General features: G+C 43.4%; 14 protein-coding genes. 12 read left to right on the top strand and 2 right to left on the bottom strand.

Annotation, left to right across the window (positions count from 1 at the left end; genetic code table 11):
* Window positions 1-34 precede the first annotated feature (34 nt).
* From MK405_RS08800 to purB, 12 genes are all read left to right on the top strand, one after another.
* Window positions 35-3,760, top strand: coding sequence for a phosphoribosylformylglycinamidine synthase (locus tag MK405_RS08800; RefSeq protein WP_268704817.1), 3,726 nt, complete (start codon window positions 35-37; stop codon window positions 3,758-3,760).
* 93 nt (window positions 3,761-3,853) lie between these two features.
* A complete protein-coding gene (gene purF / locus MK405_RS08795) occupies window positions 3,854-5,296 on the top strand; it encodes an amidophosphoribosyltransferase (RefSeq protein ID WP_268704816.1) in 1,443 nt (480 codons plus the stop codon).
* Between the two features lie 214 nt (window positions 5,297-5,510).
* Window positions 5,511-6,533, top strand: a complete 1,023-nt coding sequence (gene purM, locus MK405_RS08790) for a phosphoribosylformylglycinamidine cyclo-ligase (RefSeq protein ID WP_268704815.1) — start codon at window positions 5,511-5,513, stop codon at window positions 6,531-6,533.
* Entirely contained in the window at window positions 6,530-7,084 is a 555-nt protein-coding gene (purN, locus tag MK405_RS08785; protein ID WP_084872161.1) for a phosphoribosylglycinamide formyltransferase, read from the top strand. Before purM ends, purN begins: the two co-directional genes overlap by 4 nt.
* Window positions 7,081-8,217, top strand: coding sequence for a hypothetical protein (locus tag MK405_RS08780; RefSeq protein WP_084872160.1), 1,137 nt, complete (start codon window positions 7,081-7,083; stop codon window positions 8,215-8,217). Before purN ends, MK405_RS08780 begins: the two co-directional genes overlap by 4 nt.
* On the top strand, window positions 8,210-9,757 hold the full coding sequence (gene purH, locus MK405_RS08775; RefSeq protein WP_125450536.1) for a bifunctional phosphoribosylaminoimidazolecarboxamide formyltransferase/IMP cyclohydrolase: 1,548 nt from the start codon (window positions 8,210-8,212) through the stop codon (window positions 9,755-9,757). The genes MK405_RS08780 and purH overlap by 8 nt, the downstream gene beginning before the upstream one ends.
* Window positions 9,758-9,877: 120 nt before the next feature.
* Window positions 9,878-11,137, top strand: a complete 1,260-nt coding sequence (purD, locus tag MK405_RS08770; RefSeq protein ID WP_125450535.1) for a phosphoribosylamine--glycine ligase — start codon at window positions 9,878-9,880, stop codon at window positions 11,135-11,137.
* Window positions 11,138-11,196: 59 nt separating this feature from the next.
* Complete coding sequence (locus MK405_RS08765; RefSeq protein WP_000797338.1) at window positions 11,197-12,390, top strand: ATP-grasp domain-containing protein; 1,194 nt, start codon at window positions 11,197-11,199, stop codon at window positions 12,388-12,390.
* A gap of 19 nt (window positions 12,391-12,409) precedes the next feature.
* Window positions 12,410-12,898 carry a 5-(carboxyamino)imidazole ribonucleotide mutase gene (gene purE, locus MK405_RS08760; protein WP_125450534.1) on the top strand — a complete coding sequence of 163 codons (489 nt, stop codon included), beginning with the start codon at window positions 12,410-12,412 and terminating at the stop codon, window positions 12,896-12,898.
* Window positions 12,885-13,958 carry a 5-(carboxyamino)imidazole ribonucleotide synthase gene (purK, locus tag MK405_RS08755; protein WP_247924367.1) on the top strand — a complete coding sequence of 358 codons (1,074 nt, stop codon included), beginning with the start codon at window positions 12,885-12,887 and terminating at the stop codon, window positions 13,956-13,958. Before purE ends, purK begins: the two co-directional genes overlap by 14 nt.
* Window positions 13,959-13,972: 14 nt before the next feature.
* Entirely contained in the window at window positions 13,973-15,415 is a 1,443-nt protein-coding gene (locus MK405_RS08750; protein ID WP_247924368.1) for a PIN-like domain-containing protein, read from the top strand.
* 64 nt (window positions 15,416-15,479) lie between these two features.
* On the top strand, window positions 15,480-16,778 hold the full coding sequence (gene purB, locus MK405_RS08745; RefSeq protein WP_247924369.1) for an adenylosuccinate lyase: 1,299 nt from the start codon (window positions 15,480-15,482) through the stop codon (window positions 16,776-16,778).
* A gap of 57 nt (window positions 16,779-16,835) precedes the next feature.
* On the opposite strand, the gene strH is transcribed toward purB, so the two are convergent.
* Both strH and MK405_RS08735 read right to left on the bottom strand, forming a co-directional pair.
* A complete protein-coding gene (gene strH, locus MK405_RS08740) occupies window positions 16,836-20,867 on the bottom strand; it encodes an LPXTG-anchored beta-N-acetylhexosaminidase StrH (RefSeq protein WP_268704814.1) in 4,032 nt (1,343 codons plus the stop codon).
* Window positions 20,868-21,161: 294 nt separating this feature from the next.
* Complete coding sequence (locus tag MK405_RS08735; protein ID WP_268704813.1) at window positions 21,162-21,878, bottom strand: GntR family transcriptional regulator; 717 nt, start codon at window positions 21,876-21,878, stop codon at window positions 21,162-21,164.
* Window positions 21,879-22,140: the final 262 nt, after the last annotated feature.

Genomic DNA, 22,140 nt, shown 5'->3' with positions numbered 1-22,140 from the left:
CATTGCAAGAGCTGAAATAAAGGAATAAGAATTGATGGATAAACGTATTTTTGTTGAAAAAAAGGCTGATTTTCAGGTTAAATCAGAGAGTTTGGTAAGGGAGCTCCAGCACAACTTGGGATTGTCAACTTTGAAAAGTATTCGCATTGTGCAGGTTTATGATGTCTTTGATTTGGCAGAGGACTTGTTTGCACCTGCGGAAAAACACATCTTCTCTGAGCAGGTGACGGATCATGTCTTGGATGAATCAGCTGTGCAAGCGGATCTTGCTAACTATGCTTTCTTTGCCATTGAAAGCTTGCCAGGGCAATTTGACCAGCGTGCAGCTTCGTCACAGGAAGCCTTGCTTTTGCTGGGGAGTTCGAGTGATGTGACAGTCAACACAGCCCAACTTTATCTGGTTAATAAAGATATTGATGCGACTGAGTTGGAAGCGGTCAAGAACTACCTGCTCAACCCAGTTGATTCTCGTTTCAAGGACATCACGACTGGGATTGCCAAGCAGGAATTTTCTGAGTCGGACAAGACCATTCCTAAATTGACTTTCTTTGAAAGCTATACGGCAGAAGACTTTGCTCGCTACAAGGCAGAGCAAGGGATGGCCATGGAAGTGGATGATCTGCTCTTTATTCAAGACTACTTCAAGTCAATCGGGCGCGTGCCGACTGAGACAGAGCTCAAGGTTTTGGATACTTACTGGTCTGACCACTGCCGTCACACGACTTTTGAGACAGAGTTGAAACAGATTGATTTCTCAGCTTCTAAATTTCAAAAACAATTACAGGCGACCTATGACAAGTATATTGCCATGCGTGATGAGTTGGGACGTTCGGAGAAACCACAAACCTTAATGGATATGGCGACTATTTTCGGTCGTTATGAGCGTGCTAATGGTCGTTTGGACGATATGGAAGTGTCGGACGAAATCAATGCCTGTTCGGTTGAAATCGAAGTGGACGTTGATGGTGTGAAAGAACCATGGCTCCTTATGTTTAAAAACGAAACCCACAACCACCCAACGGAAATTGAACCATTTGGTGGGGCTGCTACTTGTATCGGTGGAGCTATTCGTGACCCGCTGTCAGGGCGTTCATACGTTTACCAAGCTATGCGTATCTCAGGCGCTGGTGATATTACAGCGCCGATTTCGGAAACTCGCGCTGGGAAATTGCCACAACAAGTCATTTCGAAGACAGCGGCTCACGGTTATTCTTCATATGGTAACCAAATTGGTCTGGCAACAACTTACGTTCGTGAATACTTCCACCCAGGCTTTGTAGCTAAACGCATGGAGCTTGGTGCCGTTGTTGGTGCTGCTCCTAAGGGCAATGTAGTCCGTGAAAAACCAGAAGCTGGTGACGTGATTATCTTGCTCGGTGGTAAGACTGGACGTGACGGTGTCGGTGGTGCGACAGGATCTTCTAAGGTTCAAACAGTTGAGTCTGTAGAGACTGCTGGTGCTGAGGTTCAAAAGGGGAATGCTATCGAAGAACGCAAGATTCAACGCCTTTTCCGTAATGGCGATGTCACTCGTCTCATCAAGAAATCCAACGACTTTGGAGCAGGTGGTGTCTGTGTGGCTATCGGTGAATTGGCAGATGGTCTTGAAATCGACCTCAACAAGGTTCCTCTTAAATACCAAGGTTTGAACGGTACAGAAATTGCCATTTCTGAATCACAAGAACGGATGGCAGTTGTGGTGCGTCCTGAGGACGTAGATGCCTTCGTTGCTGAATGTAATAAAGAAAATATTGACGCTGTTGTCGTTGCAACAGTAACTGAAAAACCAAATCTAGTCATGCACTGGAATGGTGAAATTATTGTGGACTTGGAACGTCGTTTCCTTGATACAAATGGTGTGCGTGTGGTCGTTGATGCCAAGGTTGTGGACAAGGATGCCAAACTCCCAGAAGAACGTCAAACATCTGCTGACACACTTGAAGCAGATACCCTTGCGGTTCTGTCTGATCTCAACCATGCGAGTCAAAAAGGCTTGCAAACCATCTTTGACTGCTCGGTCGGTCGTTCAACGGTCAATCACCCACTTGGTGGTCGCTACCAACTCACACCAACTGAGGCATCTGTTCAGAAGTTGCCAGTTCAGCACGGGGTGACTCACACTGCGTCAGTCATGGCCCAAGGTTTTAACCCTCATGTTGCAGAATGGTCTCCATACCACGGTGCTGCTTATGCGGTTATTGAAGCAACTGCTCGTTTGGTTGCCGTTGGTGCCAACTGGTCCAAGGCTCGCTTCTCTTACCAAGAGTACTTCGAGCGCATGGACAAGCAAGCAGAGCGTTTTGGTCAACCAGTAGCAGCTCTTCTAGGTTCTATCGAAGCACAAATCCAACTTGGCTTGCCATCTATCGGTGGTAAGGACTCTATGTCTGGTACTTTTGAAGAATTAACCGTACCACCAACCTTGGTTGCCTTTGGGGTGACGACGGCAGATAGCCGTAAGGTCCTCTCTCCTGAGTTCAAGACTGCTGGTGAAAACATCTACTACATCCCAGGTCAAGCTCTAGCACAAGAAATTGACTTTGATCTTATCAAGTCTAATTTTGCTCAATTTGAAGCTATCCAAGCTGGACACAAAGTAACATCTGCATCAGCTGTTAAATACGGAGGTGTCCTTGAAAGCTTGGTCCTTGCTACTTTTGGGAACCATATTGGTGCAGAGGTGACCTTGCCTGAACTTGAAAGTTCTTTAACAGCTCAATTGGGCGGATTTGTCTTCACATCTCCTGAAGAGATTGCTGGAGTAGAGAAAATCGGTCAAACAAGCGCAGACTTTACACTCCTTGTCAACGGTGTGAAGTTAGATGGACAGAAACTTGACAGCGTCTTCCAAGGAAAACTAGAAGAAGTTTACCCTACTGAATTTGCACAAGCCAAAGAATTGGCTGAAGTTCCAGCTGCCGCTTCTGACGCAGTCATCAAAGCCAAGGAAACTATTGAAAAACCTGTGGTTTACATCCCAGTCTTCCCAGGAACCAACTCAGAATATGATTCAGCAAAAGCTTTTGAAAAAGAAGGTGCAGAAGTTAACTTGGTGCCATTTGTGACCTTGAATGAAGAAGCTATTGTCAAGTCAGTTGAAACCATGGTTGACAATATCGGCAAGGCAAACATTCTCTTCTTTGCAGGTGGATTCTCAGCTGCGGATGAGCCGGATGGATCAGCTAAATTTATTGTCAATATCCTTCTTAATGAAAAAGTGCGTGCTGCGATTGATAGCTTTATCGCTCGTGGTGGCTTGATTATCGGTATCTGTAATGGATTCCAGGCCTTGGTCAAATCAGGTCTTCTTCCATACGGAAACTTCGAGGATGCCAGCAGTACTAGCCCAACCCTCTTCTACAATGATGCCAACCAGCACGTGGCCAAGATGGTGGAAACTCGGATTGCCAATACCAACTCACCATGGTTGGCTGGAGTACAAGTGGGCGATATCCATGCCATTCCAGTATCGCATGGTGAAGGGAAATTTGTCGTGACGGCTGAGGAATTTGCAGAGCTCCGTGATAATGGACAAATTTTCAGCCAATACGTTGACTTCGAGGGTAAACCAAGTATGGATTCTAAGTACAATCCGAATGGTTCGGTAAATGCTATCGAAGGAATTACCAGCAAGAACGGCCAAATCATCGGTAAAATGGGACACTCAGAACGCTATGAAGATGGTCTTTTCCAAAACATCCCAGGAGATAAAGACCAGCATCTGTTTGCGTCGGCGGTTAAATACTTTACTGGAAAATAAGACTTACAGATTTTCTAATAGATAGTATCAGTAATGTAAAAGTCATGTAGATTTAGCTCTTGGTGATACACAAATAAAAATTAGGTATAAAAAATGACATACGAAGTAAAATCTCTTAATGAAGAATGTGGCGTTTTTGGTATTTGGGGACATCCAGATGCTGCTAAATTGACCTATTTTGGTCTCCACAGTCTTCAGCACCGTGGTCAGGAGGGGGCAGGAATCCTCTCCAATGATCAGGGACAATTGAAGCGTCATCGTGATATGGGGCTTTTATCAGAAGTCTTCAAAAATCCAGCTAATTTGGATAAATTGACTGGTACGAGCGCGATTGGGCATGTTCGTTACGCGACTGCTGGCGAAGCTTCTGTGGATAACATCCAGCCCTTCCTTTTTCGCTTTCATGATATGCAGTTTGGACTTGCTCATAACGGAAATCTGACCAATGCCGAATCGCTCAAGAAAGAATTGGAACAAAGTGGCGCTATTTTTAGTTCAACTTCGGACTCGGAAATCTTGGCCCACCTCATTCGTCGAAGTCACAATCCGAACTTGATGGGCAAAATCAAGGAGGCGCTCAGCCTTGTCAAAGGTGGCTTTGCTTATATCCTGCTGTTTGAGGATAAGTTGATTGCTGCGCTTGATCCTAATGGCTTCCGTCCGCTTTCTATCGGAAAAATGGCAAACGGAGCGGTGGTGGTTTCGTCTGAAACCTGTGCTTTTGAAGTCATCAGAGCAGAGTGGATTCGTGATGTGAAGCCAGGGGAAATTGTCATTATCGATGACAATGGTATCCAGTACGATAGTTATACGAATGATACCCAGTTGGCGATTTGTTCTATGGAGTATATCTACTTTGCCCGCCCTGACTCTAACATCCATGGGATCAATGTCCATACTGCACGGAAACGTATGGGTGCCCAATTGGCGCGTGAATTTAAGCATGAGGCGGATATCGTAGTCGGTGTGCCCAATTCTTCACTCAGCGCAGCTATGGGATTTGCAGAAGAATCCGGTCTGCCAAATGAAATGGGGCTGATTAAAAACCAATATACCCAACGCACTTTTATCCAACCAACTCAAGAATTGCGGGAGCAAGGGGTTCGGATGAAGCTATCTGCTGTTTCGGGCGTTGTCAAAGGTAAACGTGTGGTGATGATTGATGATTCCATTGTCCGTGGGACGACTTCTCGCCGCATCGTTCAGCTCTTGAAAGAAGCAGGTGCCTCTGAGGTTCACGTTGCTATTGGCAGTCCTGCGCTAGCTTATCCATGTTTTTACGGGATTGATATCCAGACGCGTCAGGAGCTGATTGCGGCCAATCATACAGTCGAAGAGACTCGCCAAATCATTGGTGCGGATAGCCTGACCTATCTTTCGATTGATGGCTTGATTAATTCTATTGGCATCGAAACAGATGCGCCAAACGGTGGTCTCTGTGTCGCTTACTTTGACGGCGACTACCCAACTCCTCTCTACGACTATGAAGAAGAATATCGTAGAAGCTTGGGGGATAAGACCAGTTTTTACAAATAGACGGATAAAGACTCTCCATGAAAGGCAAGGAAGAGAATATGACAAATAAAAATGCTTATGCTCCACGTCTCACTACTGACTAAAAGCTAAAGCATTTGTCAGTAGACGCTTTGTCTTATGGGACCAAAGCTAGAGCCCTGACTAGTATTTTTAGATAAAATAATTGTTTATCTAAAAATACGTCGCAATCTTCTCAAAGAAAAGGAAAAATAAAATGGCAAATAAAAATGCGTATGCCCAGTCGGGTGTAGATGTTGAAGCAGGTTATGAAGTTGTTGAGCGGATCAAAAAGCATGTGGCTCGTACAGAACGCGTAGGTGTTATGGGAGCTCTTGGTGGTTTCGGTGGCATGTTTGACCTTTCAAAAACAGATGTCAAAGAGCCCGTATTGATCTCAGGGACTGATGGCGTCGGCACTAAGCTCATGCTGGCTATCAAGTACGACAAGCATGACACGATTGGGCAGGACTGTGTAGCCATGTGTGTCAATGATATCATCGCTGCAGGTGCGGAGCCTCTCTATTTCCTCGACTATGTGGCGACAGGGAAGAATGAACCAGCTAAACTAGAACAAGTGGTTGCTGGTGTGGCAGAAGGCTGTGTGCAGGCTGGTGCAGCTCTCATCGGTGGAGAAACGGCTGAAATGCCTGGTATGTATGGCGCAGATGATTATGACTTGGCTGGTTTTGCGGTCGGCGTGGCTGAAAAATCTCAAATCATTGACGGTTCAAAAGTGGCAGAAGGTGATGTTCTTCTCGGACTTGCTTCAAGTGGGATTCACTCAAATGGTTACTCACTCGTGCGTCGTGTTTTTGCGGACTACACAGGTGAGGAAGTCTTGCCAGAATTGGAAGGCAAGAAACTCAAGGAAGTTCTTCTTGAGCCGACTCGTATCTATGTCAAGGCTGTCTTACCACTCATCAAGGAAGAGTTGGTCAACGGTATTGCCCACATCACAGGTGGTGGATTTATCGAGAATGTCCCTCGTATGTTTGCGGCTGACCTAGCTGCGGAAATTGAAGAAGACAAGGTTCCAGTCCTTCCTATTTTCAAAGCTCTTGAAAAATACGGTGAAATCAAGCATGAAGAAATGTTTGAAATCTTCAATATGGGTGTGGGACTCATGTTGGCAGTTAGCCCTGAAAATGTAGGTCGCATCAAGGAATTGCTGGATGAACCAGTCTATGAGATTGGTCGCATCGTCAAGAAAGAAAACGAAAGTGTCATCATCAAATGAAAAAAATAGCGGTTTTTGCCTCTGGTAACGGCTCAAATTTTCAGGTGATTGCTGAAGAATTTCCGGTGGAGTTTGTCTTTTCAGACCATCGTGACGCCTATGTGCTCGAACGTGCAGACAAGCTCGGCGTCCTGTCCTATGCTTTTGAACTCAAGGAGTTTGAGAACAAGGCGGACTACGAAGCAGCTCTTGTCGAGCTCTTGGAAGAACACCAGATTGACTTGGTTTGTTTAGCAGGCTATATGAAAATCGTTGGGCCAACTTTATTGTCAGCTTATGAGGGCCGAATTATCAACATTCATCCAGCCTACCTGCCAGAATTTCCAGGAGCTCATGGGATTGAGGACGCTTGGAATGCTGGAGTTACTGAGAGCGGCGTGACCATTCACTGGGTGGACTCAGGTGTGGATACAGGCAAGGTCATCAAACAGGTTCGTGTACCACGCCTTGAAGGGGATACCGTGGATACTTTCGAGACTCGCATCCACGAAACAGAGTACAAACTTTATCCAGAAGTCTTGGATAGTTTGGGAGCGGAGAGGAAATTATGAAAAAACCACAAGCTAAAGGATATTTATTAGAAATTGTACTGGCTAAGTTATTAAAAGTTAACGGATATGATTTAGTAACGAGTACCGATAATGAGATTGTAGATTTACCTAGGAATGGCCTAAATATCAAGGGGAGAGGTGGTTACCATCAATTTGATTCGTTAGGAACGTTTCGTATTACACCACCATTTGTATATCCTATACGTTTATTTTTAGAGGCTAAATTTTATACCAGTAATAAGGTAGGTATAGATAGAGTTAGAATGGGAATAGGTATTCTACAAGACGTAAATACTAATTATTCTACAGTTGAGATGACTAGTCAAGAGTTAAAGTTGCCTAAATATCATTATAATTATGCTCTTTTTTCGACATCGGGATTTACAGATGATGCTCAAAGATTGGCTATAGCTCATAAGATTTATTTAATGGATTTATCATCTGGCTATTATAGCTGGATCAGGGATTTTATAAATCAAATTGTAGATAGATTGTTTTCCATTCACAATATTCGCAATGATATTAGTAGCGATATTTTTAATAACTTTAAAGAGGATTTTTCTAGGTGGATTAATAGTTTAAGTTATGATCAACTAAATAGCTGGTTTGATTTTGACAGTCGCCAACCAATTGTGCATGAATTTGTAGATAAATTGCAAAATGTTGGAAGTATTTATATAGCGAGCACAAAGAGTTCACAAATTATAGCGCTTATACCTAATGACGATGAAAAATTTCGTAAGTCGCTACGTAGAAACCCGCATCAAGAAGTAACAATCACTTGGAATGAAACTGAGAGAAATGTATGGATAATTAATCCCGCTGAATATGATAATGATACAAACTATGAACTTACATTTCAATTACCATTTGTTATTCGAGAGTATATTTTCAATAACTCAGTAAATCAGTATAAGAGTGCTTATGATGAAAAAGGAAGAAGTTTTGGGATGCTATCATTTATCGCTTATCTTGATGGAATAAATCCTACTTTGTGTACACTAAAATTTAATGAAGAAGAAACGAAACGCAGGGTAGATCGCTATAATCTACAGTTTAGAAATGAAAGAGCAACTAGAGACCTGGTAGATCGCTATAATCCACAGTTTAGATTGGAGAATAATAATGACTAAACGAGCACTTATTTCAGTCTCAGATAAAGCGGGCATCGTTGAATTTGCCCAAGAACTCAAAAAACTTGGTTGGGATATCATCTCAACTGGTGGTACTAAAGTTGCCCTTGACAATGCTGGGGTGGATACTATCGCCATCGACGATGTGACTGGTTTCCCAGAAATGATGGACGGTCGTGTCAAGACCCTTCACCCAAATATCCATGGTGGTCTCCTCGCTCGTCGTGATCTCGATAGTCACCTAGAGGCTGCTAAGGACAACAAAATTGAGTTGATCGACCTTGTCGTAGTCAACCTTTACCCATTCAAGGAAACCATCCTCAAACCAGACGTGACATACGCGGATGCGGTTGAAAACATCGATATCGGTGGGCCGTCTATGCTTCGTTCAGCAGCTAAAAACCATGCCAGCGTGACGGTTGTGGTAGACCCTGCTGACTATGCAGTGGTTTTGGACGAATTGGCAGCAAATGGTGAAACTACTTATGAAACTCGTCAACGTTTGGCGGCTAAGGTTTTCCGCCACACAGCAGCTTATGATGCTTTGATTGCGGCATATTTCACTGCTCAAGTGGGTGAAAGCAAACCTGAAAAACTCACTTTGACCTATGACCTCAAGCAACCCATGCGTTACGGTGAAAACCCTCAGCAGGATGCAGACTTCTACCAAAAAGCTCTTCCTACGGAATACTCCATTGCATCCGCTAAACAGCTAAACGGGAAAGAATTGTCCTTTAACAATATCCGTGATGCGGATGCAGCTATCCGTATCATCCGTGATTTCAAAGACCGTCCAACTGTTGTGGCTCTCAAACACATGAACCCATGTGGAATCGGTCAGGCTGACAACATTGAAACAGCTTGGGACTACGCTTATGAATCTGACCCGGTGTCTATCTTTGGTGGAATTGTCGTCCTTAACCGTGAGGTGGATGCTGCGACTGCTGAGAAGATGCACGGTGTATTCCTCGAGATCATCATCGCACCGAGCTATACGGATGAAGCGCTAGCTATTTTGACCAATAAAAAGAAAAACTTGCGCATCCTTGCCTTGCCATTTGATGCTCAAGATGCTAGTGAGGTAGAGGCAGAATACACAGGCGTGGTTGGTGGACTTCTTGTGCAAAATCAAGACGTGGTCAAGGAAAGCCCAGCTGACTGGCAAGTGGTGACCAAGCGCCAGCCAACCGAGACAGAAGCGACTGCTCTTGAGTTCGCTTGGAAAGCTATCAAGTACGTCAAATCAAACGGGATCATCGTGACCAACGACCACATGACACTTGGCGTTGGGCCAGGTCAAACCAACCGAGTGGCTTCTGTTCGCATTGCCATTGACCAAGCTAAAGACCGCCTTGACGGCGCTGTGCTTGCTTCCGACGCCTTCTTCCCATTTGCGGATAACGTGGAAGAAATCGCTAAAGCAGGTATCAAAGCCATCATCCAACCAGGTGGCTCAGTTCGTGACCAAGAGTCTATCGAAGCTGCTGACAAATACGGTTTGACTATGGTCTTCACAGGTGTGAGACATTTTAGACATTAAAAAACGAAAGGGAAGAAAACAGTTTCTTTCCTTTTTTGGCTTAAAATGCTAAGTGAAACAAGATTAAAACGAACGTTTGTGGTATAATGTTAGTAAATAATTCGCAAAAGAGGTTGATAGATGAAGCTGTTAGTTGTCGGTTCGGGTGGTCGTGAACATGCGATTGCTAAGAAGTTACTTGAGTCAAAAGACGTTGAAAAAGTTTTTGTAGCTCCTGGAAATGACGGAATGACTCTGGATGGTCTAGAATTGGTAAATATCTCTATTTCCGAACATTCTAAACTGATTGAGTTTGCAAAAGCCAACGATATTGCTTGGACCTTCATCGGTCCAGATGATGCCCTTGCTGCTGGTATCGTGGATGATTTTAACAAAGCTGGGCTCAAGGCTTTTGGTCCGACTAGGGCTGCAGCGGAGCTGGAGTGGTCCAAGGATTTTGCTAAGGAAATCATGGTCAAATATGACGTTCCAACAGCAGCCTATGGCACATTTTCAGATTTCGAGGAGGCCAAGGCTTATATCGAGGAGAAAGGCGCTCCTATCGTTGTCAAGGCGGATGGATTGGCGCTCGGGAAAGGTGTCGTCGTTGCGGAGACGGTTGAGCAAGCGGTCGAAGCCGCTCACGAGATGCTTTTGGACAATAAGTTCGGTGACTCGGGGGCGCGAGTGGTCATCGAGGAATTCCTTGACGGAGAAGAGTTCTCTCTCTTTGCCTTTGTCAATGGGGACAAGTTCTACATCATGCCAACGGCTCAGGACCACAAACGTGCTTACGATGGCGACAAGGGACCTAACACTGGTGGGATGGGTGCCTATGCACCAGTTCCTCACTTGCCACAGAGCGTGGTTGACACAGCGGTTGACACCATTGTCAAGCCAGTCCTTGAAGGGATGATCAAAGAAGGTCGTCCGTATCTTGGTGTCCTTTACGCGGGTCTTATCTTGACAGTTGATGGACCTAAGGTTATCGAGTTCAATGCTCGTTTTGGAGATCCCGAAACTCAGATTATCCTGCCTCGTTTGACATCTGACTTTGCACAAAATGTTACGGATATCCTCGATGGGAAGGAGCCAAACATCACATGGACAGATAAGGGTGTGACTCTGGGTGTGGTTGTCGCATCCAAGGGCTATCCATTGGATTATGAAAAAGGTGTTGAGTTGCCAGCCAAGACAGAAGGCGACATCATCACCTACTATGCAGGGGCTAAGTTTGCGGAAAATAGCCAAGACATCCTATCAAACGGTGGCCGTGTTTATATGCTGGTCACAACAGCAGATACTGTCTCAGCTGCGCAGGAAAAAATCTACGACCAACTAAAAAAACAAGACACAACAGGTCTTTTTTATAGGCATGATATTGGTGGTAAGGCTTTGTAAATCAAATCTATGAAACTTTTAGCCGTGAGACTTAAAAATAGACTTCAGGTGTTTGAAAAATGAAAAATAGATTGCTATTTTTAGAAGGTTCAAGCTTGACCTCACGAGAAACTTTGACAGTTTTGTTGAAAGAAAGCTATAAAATTGATGTGTTATCTCCTAGAAGATTTTCCATTGCATACTTCAGTCGTCTAACCCATAGAGTTCCGATAGTTGATGTGAATCGTTTTCCTGTAGATTATCTGAGACAGGTTAGTCAGTTGCTTCATAAAACCAATTACAAGGCCATTTTACCAACACATGAAGAAGGCTGGTTATTGGCAAATGGGAAACAATTTTTGCCTCAATCGCTACCAATCGCCCTTGCTGATAAAGAGCAGTTTAAAATGTTGGCTGGAAAGATTGCTTTTGCTGAAACTGCGGATTTATTAGGACTTCCCACACCTAAGTGGGAGTACGTGAAAGATGCAGACTCTATACTGTTAGACTATCCTTATTGGCTGAAAGCAGATTATGGTACTGCCGGTCGCTCGGTTTATAAGATTTCAAGTAAGAAAGATTTGGCTGAAGTGACGAGCAAATTAACAGCAAGTGATGAGGAATGGATGGTTCAGCAAGACATAGTTGGAGACTATGGTCAGGTTCAAGCAGTGTTTGATCATGGAGAATTACTCGCAGTGCATTCTAGCGTAAAAGTAGGTTCTGGCGCGGGTGGTTCGGCTGCGGCAAGATTAAGCATAGAATCTAAAAGAACGAGAGAGCATGTTGAAAAATTAGGACAATATATACAATGGCACGGTTGCCTAACCCTAGATTTTATACGTAGGGGAGATCAATTTTACTATATAGAGTGTAACCCTAGAATGGTAGAGCCTGCTAACGCTTATAAAGCAGGAGTTAATTTTCCAAAAATCATGATAGAACTAGCCAGTCATAGCTACGCTAAATCTGAGGTCATTCTTGGTCAAGCAGGCGTTGAGACGCATAGTCTGATGGCTTTGATTATTGGAACAGCTGAGAAGACGAAAAGTAGAAGAAAAATATTGCAGACAATAAAGTACTGGCTTTTAAGATGTGATAGTGAAGAAGTGTTGACACCTGTATGGAAGGATTTGCCGAGCATTATACCTCTTGTGACAATTATACTTCGTTTATTGATAAAACCTAAGAGCGTTGAAAATCTGGTTAATCAGACTGTTCAACATTATAGTGTTGAATCAGCTACTGTAAAAAATATTGAGCAAAAGAATTAGTTTATTCAGAGGAGAAAATATGAAACCAATTATTTCCATCATCATGGGCTCTAAATCTGACTGGGCAACCATGCAAAAAACAGCTGAAGTCTTAGACCGCTTTGGTGTAGCCTATGAAAAGAAAGTCGTCTCTGCCCACCGTACTCCAGACCTCATGTTCAGACATGCGGAGGAAGCTCGTAGCCGTGGCATCAAGATCATCATCGCTGGTGCTGGTGGCGCAGCCCATTTGCCAGGAATGGTAGCTGCTAAAACAACCCTTCCAGTCATTGGTGTGCCCGTCAAATCTCGTGCCCTTAGTGGCGTGGACTCGCTCTACTCTATCGTACAGATGCCGGGTGGCGTGCCTGTCGCAACTATGGCTATCGGTGAAGCTGGTGCGACTAACGCGGCCCTCTTTGCCCTCCGTCTCCTATCAGTAGAGGATCAAGCTATCGCGACAGCATTGGCTGATTTCGCAGAAGAGCAAGGAAAAATCGCAGAGGAGTCTACCAATGAGCTCATCTAAAACAATCGGAATTATCGGTGGCGGTCAGCTGGGGCAGATGATGGCCATTTCTGCTATCTACATGGGGCACAAGGTCATCGCGCTGGATCCTGCGGCGGATTGCCCAGCCTCTCGCGTGGCAGAGATCATCGTGGCTCCTTATAACGATGTGGATGCCCTCCGTCAGTTGGCTGAGCGTTGCGATGTCCTGACCTATGAGTTTGAAAATGTCGATGCCGACGGTTTGGATGCTGTCATCAAGGATGGTCAGCTTCCTCAAGGAACAGACCTGCTCCGCATTTCGCAAAATCGCATCTTTGAAAAGGACTTTCTCTCAAACAAGGCCCAAGTCACTGTGGCACCCTACAAGGTCGTGACTTCAAGTCAAGATTTAGCGGAGATTGACTTGTCCAAAAACTATGTCCTAAAGACTGCGACTGGTGGCTACGACGGGCATGGACAAAAGGTTATTCGCTCGGCAGAAGATTTGGAAGAAGCCTATGCGCTAGCTGATTCAGCAGACTGCGTCTTGGAAGAATTTGTCAACTTTGACCTTGAAATTTCTGTTATCGTGTCTGGTAATGGCAAGGACGTGACGGTTTTCCCAGTTCAGGAAAATATCCACCGCAACAACATCCTCTCTAAGACCATTGTGCCTGCTCGAATTTCAGAAAGTCTAGCAGATAAGGCAAAAACCATGGCAGTGCGAATCGCTGAACAACTGAACCTCTCTGGAACTCTTTGTGTGGAAATGTTTGCGACGGCTGATGACATCATTGTCAATGAGATTGCCCCACGCCCACATAACTCTGGCCACTATTCAATCGAAGCCTGTGACTTCTCGCAGTTTGATACCCATATCTTGGGTGTTCTCGGAGCACCATTGCCAACCATCAAACTGCATGCGCCAGCAGTCATGCTAAATGTTCTTGGGCAACACGTCGAGGCGGCTGAGAAATATGTCACAGAAAATCCAAGCGCCCACCTCCACCTGTATGGTAAAATAGAAGCGAAGCACAACCGCAAGATGGGGCATGTGACTTTGTTTAGTGATGTGCCGGGTAATGTGGATGAGTTTTAGGAGGAATAATTAATATGGCAAGTATGGAAGAACTTTTTCCGGAGTTCTATATAGAAAAATTAACTTCTATTGATTTTAAGCGAGAAAAAAATAACCTTATTGTTTTAGATACGAATATCCTCTCAGATATTTTGGGATTACCGACAGACTTAGCTGAAAAGTATTTAGACACAATAGAAGCTGTTAAAGACCATCTATTCATACCTTATATAGTTGGATTAGAATATCATTTTAACAAGCAGTCTATCAAAATGGTAACGGAAATCCAACGAGATTCTTATGCAGAAAGTATAGTGAATGAAATTCGGAGTTTGGTAGAAAATTTTAAAGATAAGGGTGGTAAAGATCCTCTTGGATTTTTACGAAATAAAAATCAGAAAAAAGAAGTAAAAACTAAACTCTTGGAAATCTTGAAAATTGATGACTTAGAAGCTGAAATTAATAAAATCTTTGATGAAAAATATACAAAGGATGTAAGTGAGTTACAAGAACGCTTAAAAAAAATAATTAATGATTCAGTAGCTGAAAAGTTAACCCAAGAGTGGATTGACAAGGTTCAGGAAAAAGGGGGAAAGAGATACGAACAACAGATACCTCCAGGAATAAATGATAGTAAAAAAGATTACGAAAAAAGTCCCAATCGTACCTATGCAGGATTGACATATTCACGAAAATATGGAGATTATATATTATGGGAAGAACTGTTACATAAACTTTCTAAGGATGGAAAATCACTTGGAAACAAAGTAATTTTTGTAACTAATGATGGTATTTCCGATAGGAAATCCGACTTGCTTTATAAGCAAAGCGGGAGAACTATTGGTCCAAGAATAGAGTTAATGACAGAGTTATGGAATCTAAATGTAGGCTATGATATTAATAATCCTATTGAAAATACTGAAGAGAAAGTTTGTAAAGAGTTATACATAATAAACAGTGAGCGTTTTATTCAACTAGTCAATGAGTTATCGGATGAAGATGCTAAGCAATATAGAGTACAAAATTCTTTGTTTGGTGGTATCAATGATGATGAGGATGATGATTTATTCAATTTAAATCCTAACCCATTTTATCCAAATAACAACTCATTCAATTCAAACTTTAATCCATTTTATCCGAATAACAGCTCATTCAATTCAAACCCTAGTTCATTTTATTCAAATAGTGATCCATTCAGCTCGGACTTTGATGAGATGTTTGAAGTTCAAAATAAAATAAAATCTATTGATAATGAGTTAAAACGAATCGATTTGGAGCGTTCCAAGATAGAGGCTGATTTATGGTTGAATGATGTAGGAACAAATGGAAAGATATTTCAATTAGAGGAAAAAAGGAATATTTTAGATTATGACGAAGCTCGGTTAATAGAACAAAAAAATTCACTAGAGCATAAAAAAAGTAAACTAGAGGCAAATAAATTTGGCTCATGGGGGACTGATGATGACCTGCCATTTTAAATTATAGAGGTTAATTTATCTGAACGTTAAAGTAGAGAGAAAAATATATAGAATTGGAGAAAACATGATCAACCGTTACTCTCGCCCTAAGATGGCGAACATTTGGAGTGAAGAAAATAAATACCGTGCTTGGCTTGAGGTGGAAATCTTGGCTGACGAGGCATGGGCTGAGTTGGGGGAAATCCCTAAGGAAGATGTGGCTTTGATTCGCGAGAAGGCGGACTTTAACATCGACCGTATTTTGGAGATCGAGCAGGAGACTCGCCACGATGTGGTGGCCTTCACACGTGCGGTTTCTGAGACTCTTGGTGAAGAGCGCAAGTGGGTTCACTACGGTTTGACTTCTACAGACGTGGTGGATACTGCCTATGGCTACCTTTACAAGCAAGCCAACGACATCATTCGTCGTGACCTTGAAAACTTCACCAACATCATCGCTGATAAGGCTAAGGAGCACAAGTTCACCATCATGATGGGTCGTACCCACGGGGTACACGCTGAGCCGACAACTTTTGGTCTTAAATTGGCAACTTGGTATAGCGAAATGAAACGCAACATCGAGCGTTTCGAGCATGCGGCTGCTGGTGTGGAAGCTGGTAAAATTTCGGGTGCGGTTGGGAACTTTGCCAACATCCCACCATTTGTAGAGAAATACGTCTGCGACAAGCTGGGTATCCGTGCTCAAGAAATCTCTACACAGGTCCTTCCTCGTGACCTTCATGCTGAGTACTTTGCGGTTCTTGCCAGCATTGCGACTTCAATCGAACGTATGGCGACTGAGATTCGTGGTCTTCAAAAATCGGAACAACGTGAAGTGGAAGAGTTCTTTGCTAAAGGTCAAAAAGGATCTTCAGCAATGCCACACAAACGTAACCCTATCGGTTCTGAAAACATGACTGGTCTGGCGCGTGTCATCCGTGGCCACATGGTGACAGCCTATGAAAACGTCGCTCTCTGGCACGAACGTGATATTTCCCACTCATCAGCTGAGCGTATTATCACACCAGATACAACTATCTTGATTGACTACATGCTCAATCGTTTTGGAAATATCGTCAAGAACTTGACGGTCTTCCCAGAAAATATGATCCGCAACATGAACTCAACTTTCGGTCTTATCTTTAGCCAACGTGCCATGTTGACCTTGATTGAAAAAGGCATGACACGTGAGCAAGCCTATGACTTGGTGCAACCAAAAACAGCCTACTCTTGGGATAACCAAGTAGACTTTAAACCGCTTCTCGAAGCAGATCCAGAAGTGACATCACGCCTGACTCAAGAGGAAATCGACGAAATCTTCAACCCTGCATACTACACCAAACGAGTGGATGATATCTTTGAACGTATCGGACTTGGTGATTAATCCTAACAATAAAAAGCGAGATTCAATCTCGCTTTTTTATATGCTTATCGAAGGGTGTTAATCTTCTTTTTTCTTAGTGAGCCCGTAAGCTGCTAGTGTGGCCATGAGTCCTGCTGCGACCAAGCCTGCAGAGTCTTGACTTCCTGTTGCAGGGAGTTGTTTTTCATCTGCTTTGCTAGTAGTTGCTTCAGCTTGCTCAGCTTTCTCAACGGCAGTTCCGACTTCGACAACTTGAGCGACCGCTTCCTGCGATACCGCACTATTGACAAGGGTTCTTTCTTCCTTGCCGTCAGCAGTAGTGCTAACAGAGTAGAAAATCGTACGGCGGCCATTTACTCCGGAAACGACGACTTGACTTTGTCCTTTTGGCAATTGCGGATTTTCACGTGTCACGGTAGTGAACGGAATCTCTTCTTCTTGGATGTCTAGTCTAGGTTTTGCTTCTGCAGCTGGGGCAAGACCGTGTTCATCCCCTACATGGGTAACAAGGGTTCCGACTTCAATGACTTGTGTCACTGCTTCTTGCGTTACAAGGCTATCGACAAGAGTCTTCACTTCTTTGCCATCAGCAGTAGTGCTTACAGAGTAGTAATGACTGCGACGACCGTTAACACCTTTGGTAAGGACTTGAGTCTTCCCTTTGAGCAAGAGTGGATTTTCACGTGTCACGGTAGTGAACGGAATCTCTTCCTCTTGGATGTCCAGTCTAGGTTTTGTCTCTGCGGCTGGGGCAAGACCGTGTTCATCCCCTTTGTGAGTAATAGGGGCACCGATTTCAACCACTTGTGTCACAGGTTCTTTGGTCACTTGGCTATCTAGAACTGTTTCTGTTTGTTTCCCATTTTCAGTAAGAACAGAGATGTAATGAGTGCGTTCGCCCTCTACACCTGGTGTGATGATCTTTTTCTGACCAGCTAGGAGATTCGGATTTTCCTTCTTGATGACCTCAAATGGAATCTTTTCTGCTCTTGTGATGAGTTCCGGTTTGGTTTCAACATTGGCAGCTAGTTCGTTTTCATCGAGGCTTCCTGAGTGGGTTGCTGCTGGTTTGAGGTCTAGGCGGGCTGCTTTGAGCTTGGCTACGAGAGCGTCTAACTCGGCTTGTTTGTTCCGGTTGAGGTTGTAGTTGAGAGCTTCTTTAGCTGCATTTAGGGCATCCAAGCTTTCCTTGCTGTATCCATCCAAGTTTGCAGGGATTTGAGCAAGTTCCTCGCGGAGTGCATTGTAGTTAGCGCGGAAGTAGTCTTTATTATTGTCTGCAAAGGCAGTCATGAGTTCAAAAATTTCTTCTTCCTTGTACTCAGCGCTTGGTCTATCTGCCCAGATGGCAAGCATGCTTCCGACGGTTGGAAGGTCTACCTCAGGATATTTGGTAGATGCAAGCTGGTTAAATGGTGTTTTTTTAGTGTTTTCAATTGCTTTTTTGAGGAAACCACCACCATCTTCAGGTTTTTGGCCGAGAATGTAGTACCAGTCTCCGTTGGTGTTAAGGAATTTGTAGCCTTTGCTTGCTAGGTACTGAGGCGTTGCAAGGTTGTAACCCCACCATCCCTTAGACCAGTAAGAGATGATGACATCCTTGTCAAACTCAACATCATCCTTGTCTTCATAGTAGAAACCATCGTTGAAGGCCATTGGTTGAAGGCCTCTTTCTTTGGCCATGGCAGCAAGGGTGTTAGAGTACTCAGCAAACTTGCCATAGAGTCCATACCATTTGAGGTAGTACCAGCCTTGAGCGTTGGTGGCATCATTGGCATATTCGTCTGTACCGTAGTTGAAAATCTTAGTCTTGCCTGCAAAGAAGTCCATGTACTTGCCGATGAGTGCTTTGACAAAGTTCATCGCCTCTTCGTTTTCAAGGTCCATAGTTGTTTTGGAGACCTTGTCAAAGTTGGCTTGAGGATTCTTGATTCCAAGTTTTTCCATAGCGACGAGCATGGCATCCATGTGACCTGGGCTATTGATTGCTGGGATGAGTCCGAGGCCTTTTGATTTTGCGTACTCGATCAATTCAGTGATTTCAGCTTGACTAAGAGTGGTTCCGTTTGGATCATCGTAGTAGGCTTTTGTTCCTTCGATGATGGCCTTTTTGACATCGTCACTTGCATAAGTTTTGCCGTTAGCTGAGATGGTCATGTCATCAAGGAGGAAGCGAAGTCCATCATTTCCTAGGAGAAGATGCACATCAGAGTAGCCGAGTTCGCTTGCCTTGTCTACGATGCGTTTGAGTTGGTCGAGCGTGAAGTACTTACGTCCAGCATCGATAGAGATTACCTTGTTCTTGGCAAGCTTTTCAACTTCGCGTTTCGCGTCTTCTTCTTTTTGAGCTTCTGGTGTGAAGGTCAAATTGCTTACAGCTTCTTGGAGTTTTGCGATTGCTTGGTCAATGGTGTCTTGTTGGGCACGGCTGAGGTTGCTATCGAGTGAGCGAATGGCTTTTTCAGCTTCTTTGACAGCTGCGACACTTTCTGCAGTATAGCGGTTAAGGTCTGTTGGTACTTCTTTCAGAGCTTGTTCAGCAGACTCATAGTCAGCTGCGAAGTATTCAGCATTGGCATTTGCGAAGCTACGCATGAGTTTGAAGAGGCGTGATGGTGAATAGCGTGCAGATGGGGTATCTGCCCAAGCAGCTACCATACCCCCGATGAACGGGATAGTAGCCCCATCAGATTTTGGTACAGAAGTGATTGGAGAGTTCTTGATACCATTGAGTCCTTGGTCGAGGTTGTACCAGCCTTGGCCATCGACATTTCGTCCGAGAACATAGTACCAAGCATCGTTGGTATTAAGGATTTGGTGGCCTTTTTCAACTAGAAGTTTAGAAGAAGCGACGTCGTATCCGCCCCATCCACCAGTCCACATAGAAACGATGATGTCTTTGTCAAAGGTTCCAAAGCTAGTATCGCTATTGTAGTAGATACCATCGTTAAAGGCCATTGGTTTGAGGCCGTGAGATTTGACGATGCGAGCAAGGTCATTAGCGTAGGCGATAAATTTATCATAACCCTTGTCTGGGAATCCATCTTCTGGATACCATTTATAGGCTTGAAGAACGCTCCAGCCTTTAGCATCTGTAGCATCATTGGCGTACTCGTCGAGTCCGATGTTAAAGATGTCAGATTTGCCAGCGAAGTAAGCAGCGTACTTGTCAATCAGGGCTTTGGTAAATGCAACCGCTTCTTTGTTATCAAGGTCAACGGTACGAGCAGATTCCTTACCAAAGTAGTTGAAGTTCGGTTTTTGGATGCCTAGTTCTTTCATGGCATGCAAAATCGCATCCATGTGGCCAGGGCTGTTTACAGTTGGGATGAGACCAATGCCTTTGTTTTTAGCATAGTTGATCAAGTCCGTCATCTGACTCTCTGTCAAATGGTTGCCGTTTGGATCCTTGTAATAGGCATCGGTTCCGTTTTCGAGTGCACGTTTGACATCGTCGCTTGCATAGGTTTTGCCATTGGCTTTGATGGTCATGTCGTCCAACATGAAACGCATGCCATCGTTTCCAACTAGTAAATGAAGATCCGTGTAGCCGTAGTGTTTGGCTTTGTCGATGATTTCTTTTAGTTGGTCTGGAGAGAAGTACTTGCGTCCAGCATCAATTGAGATCATTTTTCTTTTAGCCAGTTTTTCATTTACCTGAGGTGCTCGTTCAGTGTTAGGAGTAGTTGCTGCAGGTGTGGCTGCTTCATTTTTCTTTTCTGAAGGAGAGTCTTCTGCAGGAACTTCAGTTGGAGCAGGACTTTCTTTCTCAGTAGTCGGGGTAGGACTAGCATTTTCTGTTACAGCTGGTGCAGTTGTTTCTTCCGTTTTTGGAGCAACTGTATGAGGAGCCTCCTGGTCTTCTTTGACCTCCTCTTTCACAGGCTTGTCAGCCTTTTCTTCCAGTTTTTCTGGAACTTTGGAGTCTACAGTTTCTTTGACTGCTTGTGGACTCTCCTGAATCGTTTGAACAGTTTCTTCAGCTGTTGGAGCTGGAGTAATCCCGTCGGCAGATACGACTTGGGCGCTAAAAGCAAATCCTATAAGTACAGAAGCTGCCCCAACCGCGTATTTACGGATGGAGAAGCGCTGTTTCTTTTCTAGTTTCATGACAAAACCTCCTTGATATTATTATGTATGATAGCGTTTACATAAAACCGATTTTATTTTATTATCTAAGGAGTAAAATGTCAAGTACGTTTATATAAGAACTATAATAAATAGAGGAAATCATAAGATTTAGAAGAAAATTATTTCCAGAAATAAGAAAGAGAAAGCCGATATTTAACTTGTTTTTAGTAAAAACGCTACTAATTAAATAAGAACCCTTCATAGCGTTCTCACAACCTCTTTCTCGTGCTATAATGAATATAGAAAAAGCCTGAGCTGGGCTCAAGCTTTCTCTTAATGACCTCGATTACATGAGAGGAATTTAATTTTGTAGTAGTCTGCTCGCTTATACGTTTCACTGTAGGCGAGGACTTGGCCAGTAGCCTCAAGTTTAGTAGTCTTCGTTTGGAAGACAGTTGGAAATTGCATATCGATTCCAAGTACAGAAGCAACATGCTCTGGTGTTGGAAATGCGATTTCATTGATTTCCTCAAAATGTTCATCGTTCATGTGAATGCGGTAATCCAATTTGAAACGTTTATAGATAGAACTATAATAGTCAAGATTTGGATAGTTGGCATTGATGTATTGTTCAGGAATATAGGATGTGTGGTAGATGTAAGTTACACCATTTGTTTGACGGGTACGTTCAATTTTGTAGTAGAACTGATCTCCACGTAATCCAAGCTTCTCTAGGTATTCAAGCTTGTTTCCGCGCTCGATAGAAAGGACAGTAACTTTATCATCTTTTGTTTCAAAGATTTCGACATCTGAAAACTCAACGAGTTTGTGCTTGCGGGCACGTGAAACGAAAGTCCCTTTCCCTTGTTGGCGGACAATATAGCCGTCTTTTGCAAGGTCATTCAAAGCACGTACAACAGTGATTGAACTAACATCATACATCGCGATCAATTCTGCTTCTGTATAAAATTTATCTCCACTTGCAAATTGACCAGAGATGATTTTGTTTTTTAATTCATCTTTAATATATTGGTATTTAGGAATAGCCATAAATTTCACCTCGATTCTCTTTCTCCAACCTTGATTTTACCACAAATACAGACAAAATAGTAGTATTTAGGTAAAAAAAAATTAAAATAATAGACTAAAAATGTTATGTTACATGTAAAAAATTCCATTTTATAACCTTGTGAATTATCATACATTAAAATATCGCTTTCATGCTATTTTTAGATAATTTTGGTAAATGGTAAGTAAAAAAATAGAAAAATTTTAAAGAATTTTCTAAAACCTATTGACAAATGCAAAAGAT

Origin of the sequence: Streptococcus oralis (assembly GCF_026782345.1) — a bacterium.
Taxonomy (GTDB): domain Bacteria; phylum Bacillota; class Bacilli; order Lactobacillales; family Streptococcaceae; genus Streptococcus; species Streptococcus oralis_CK.
The sequence above is the reverse complement of the archived record's forward strand: the minus strand, read 5'-3'. Positions and strand labels throughout refer to the sequence as shown.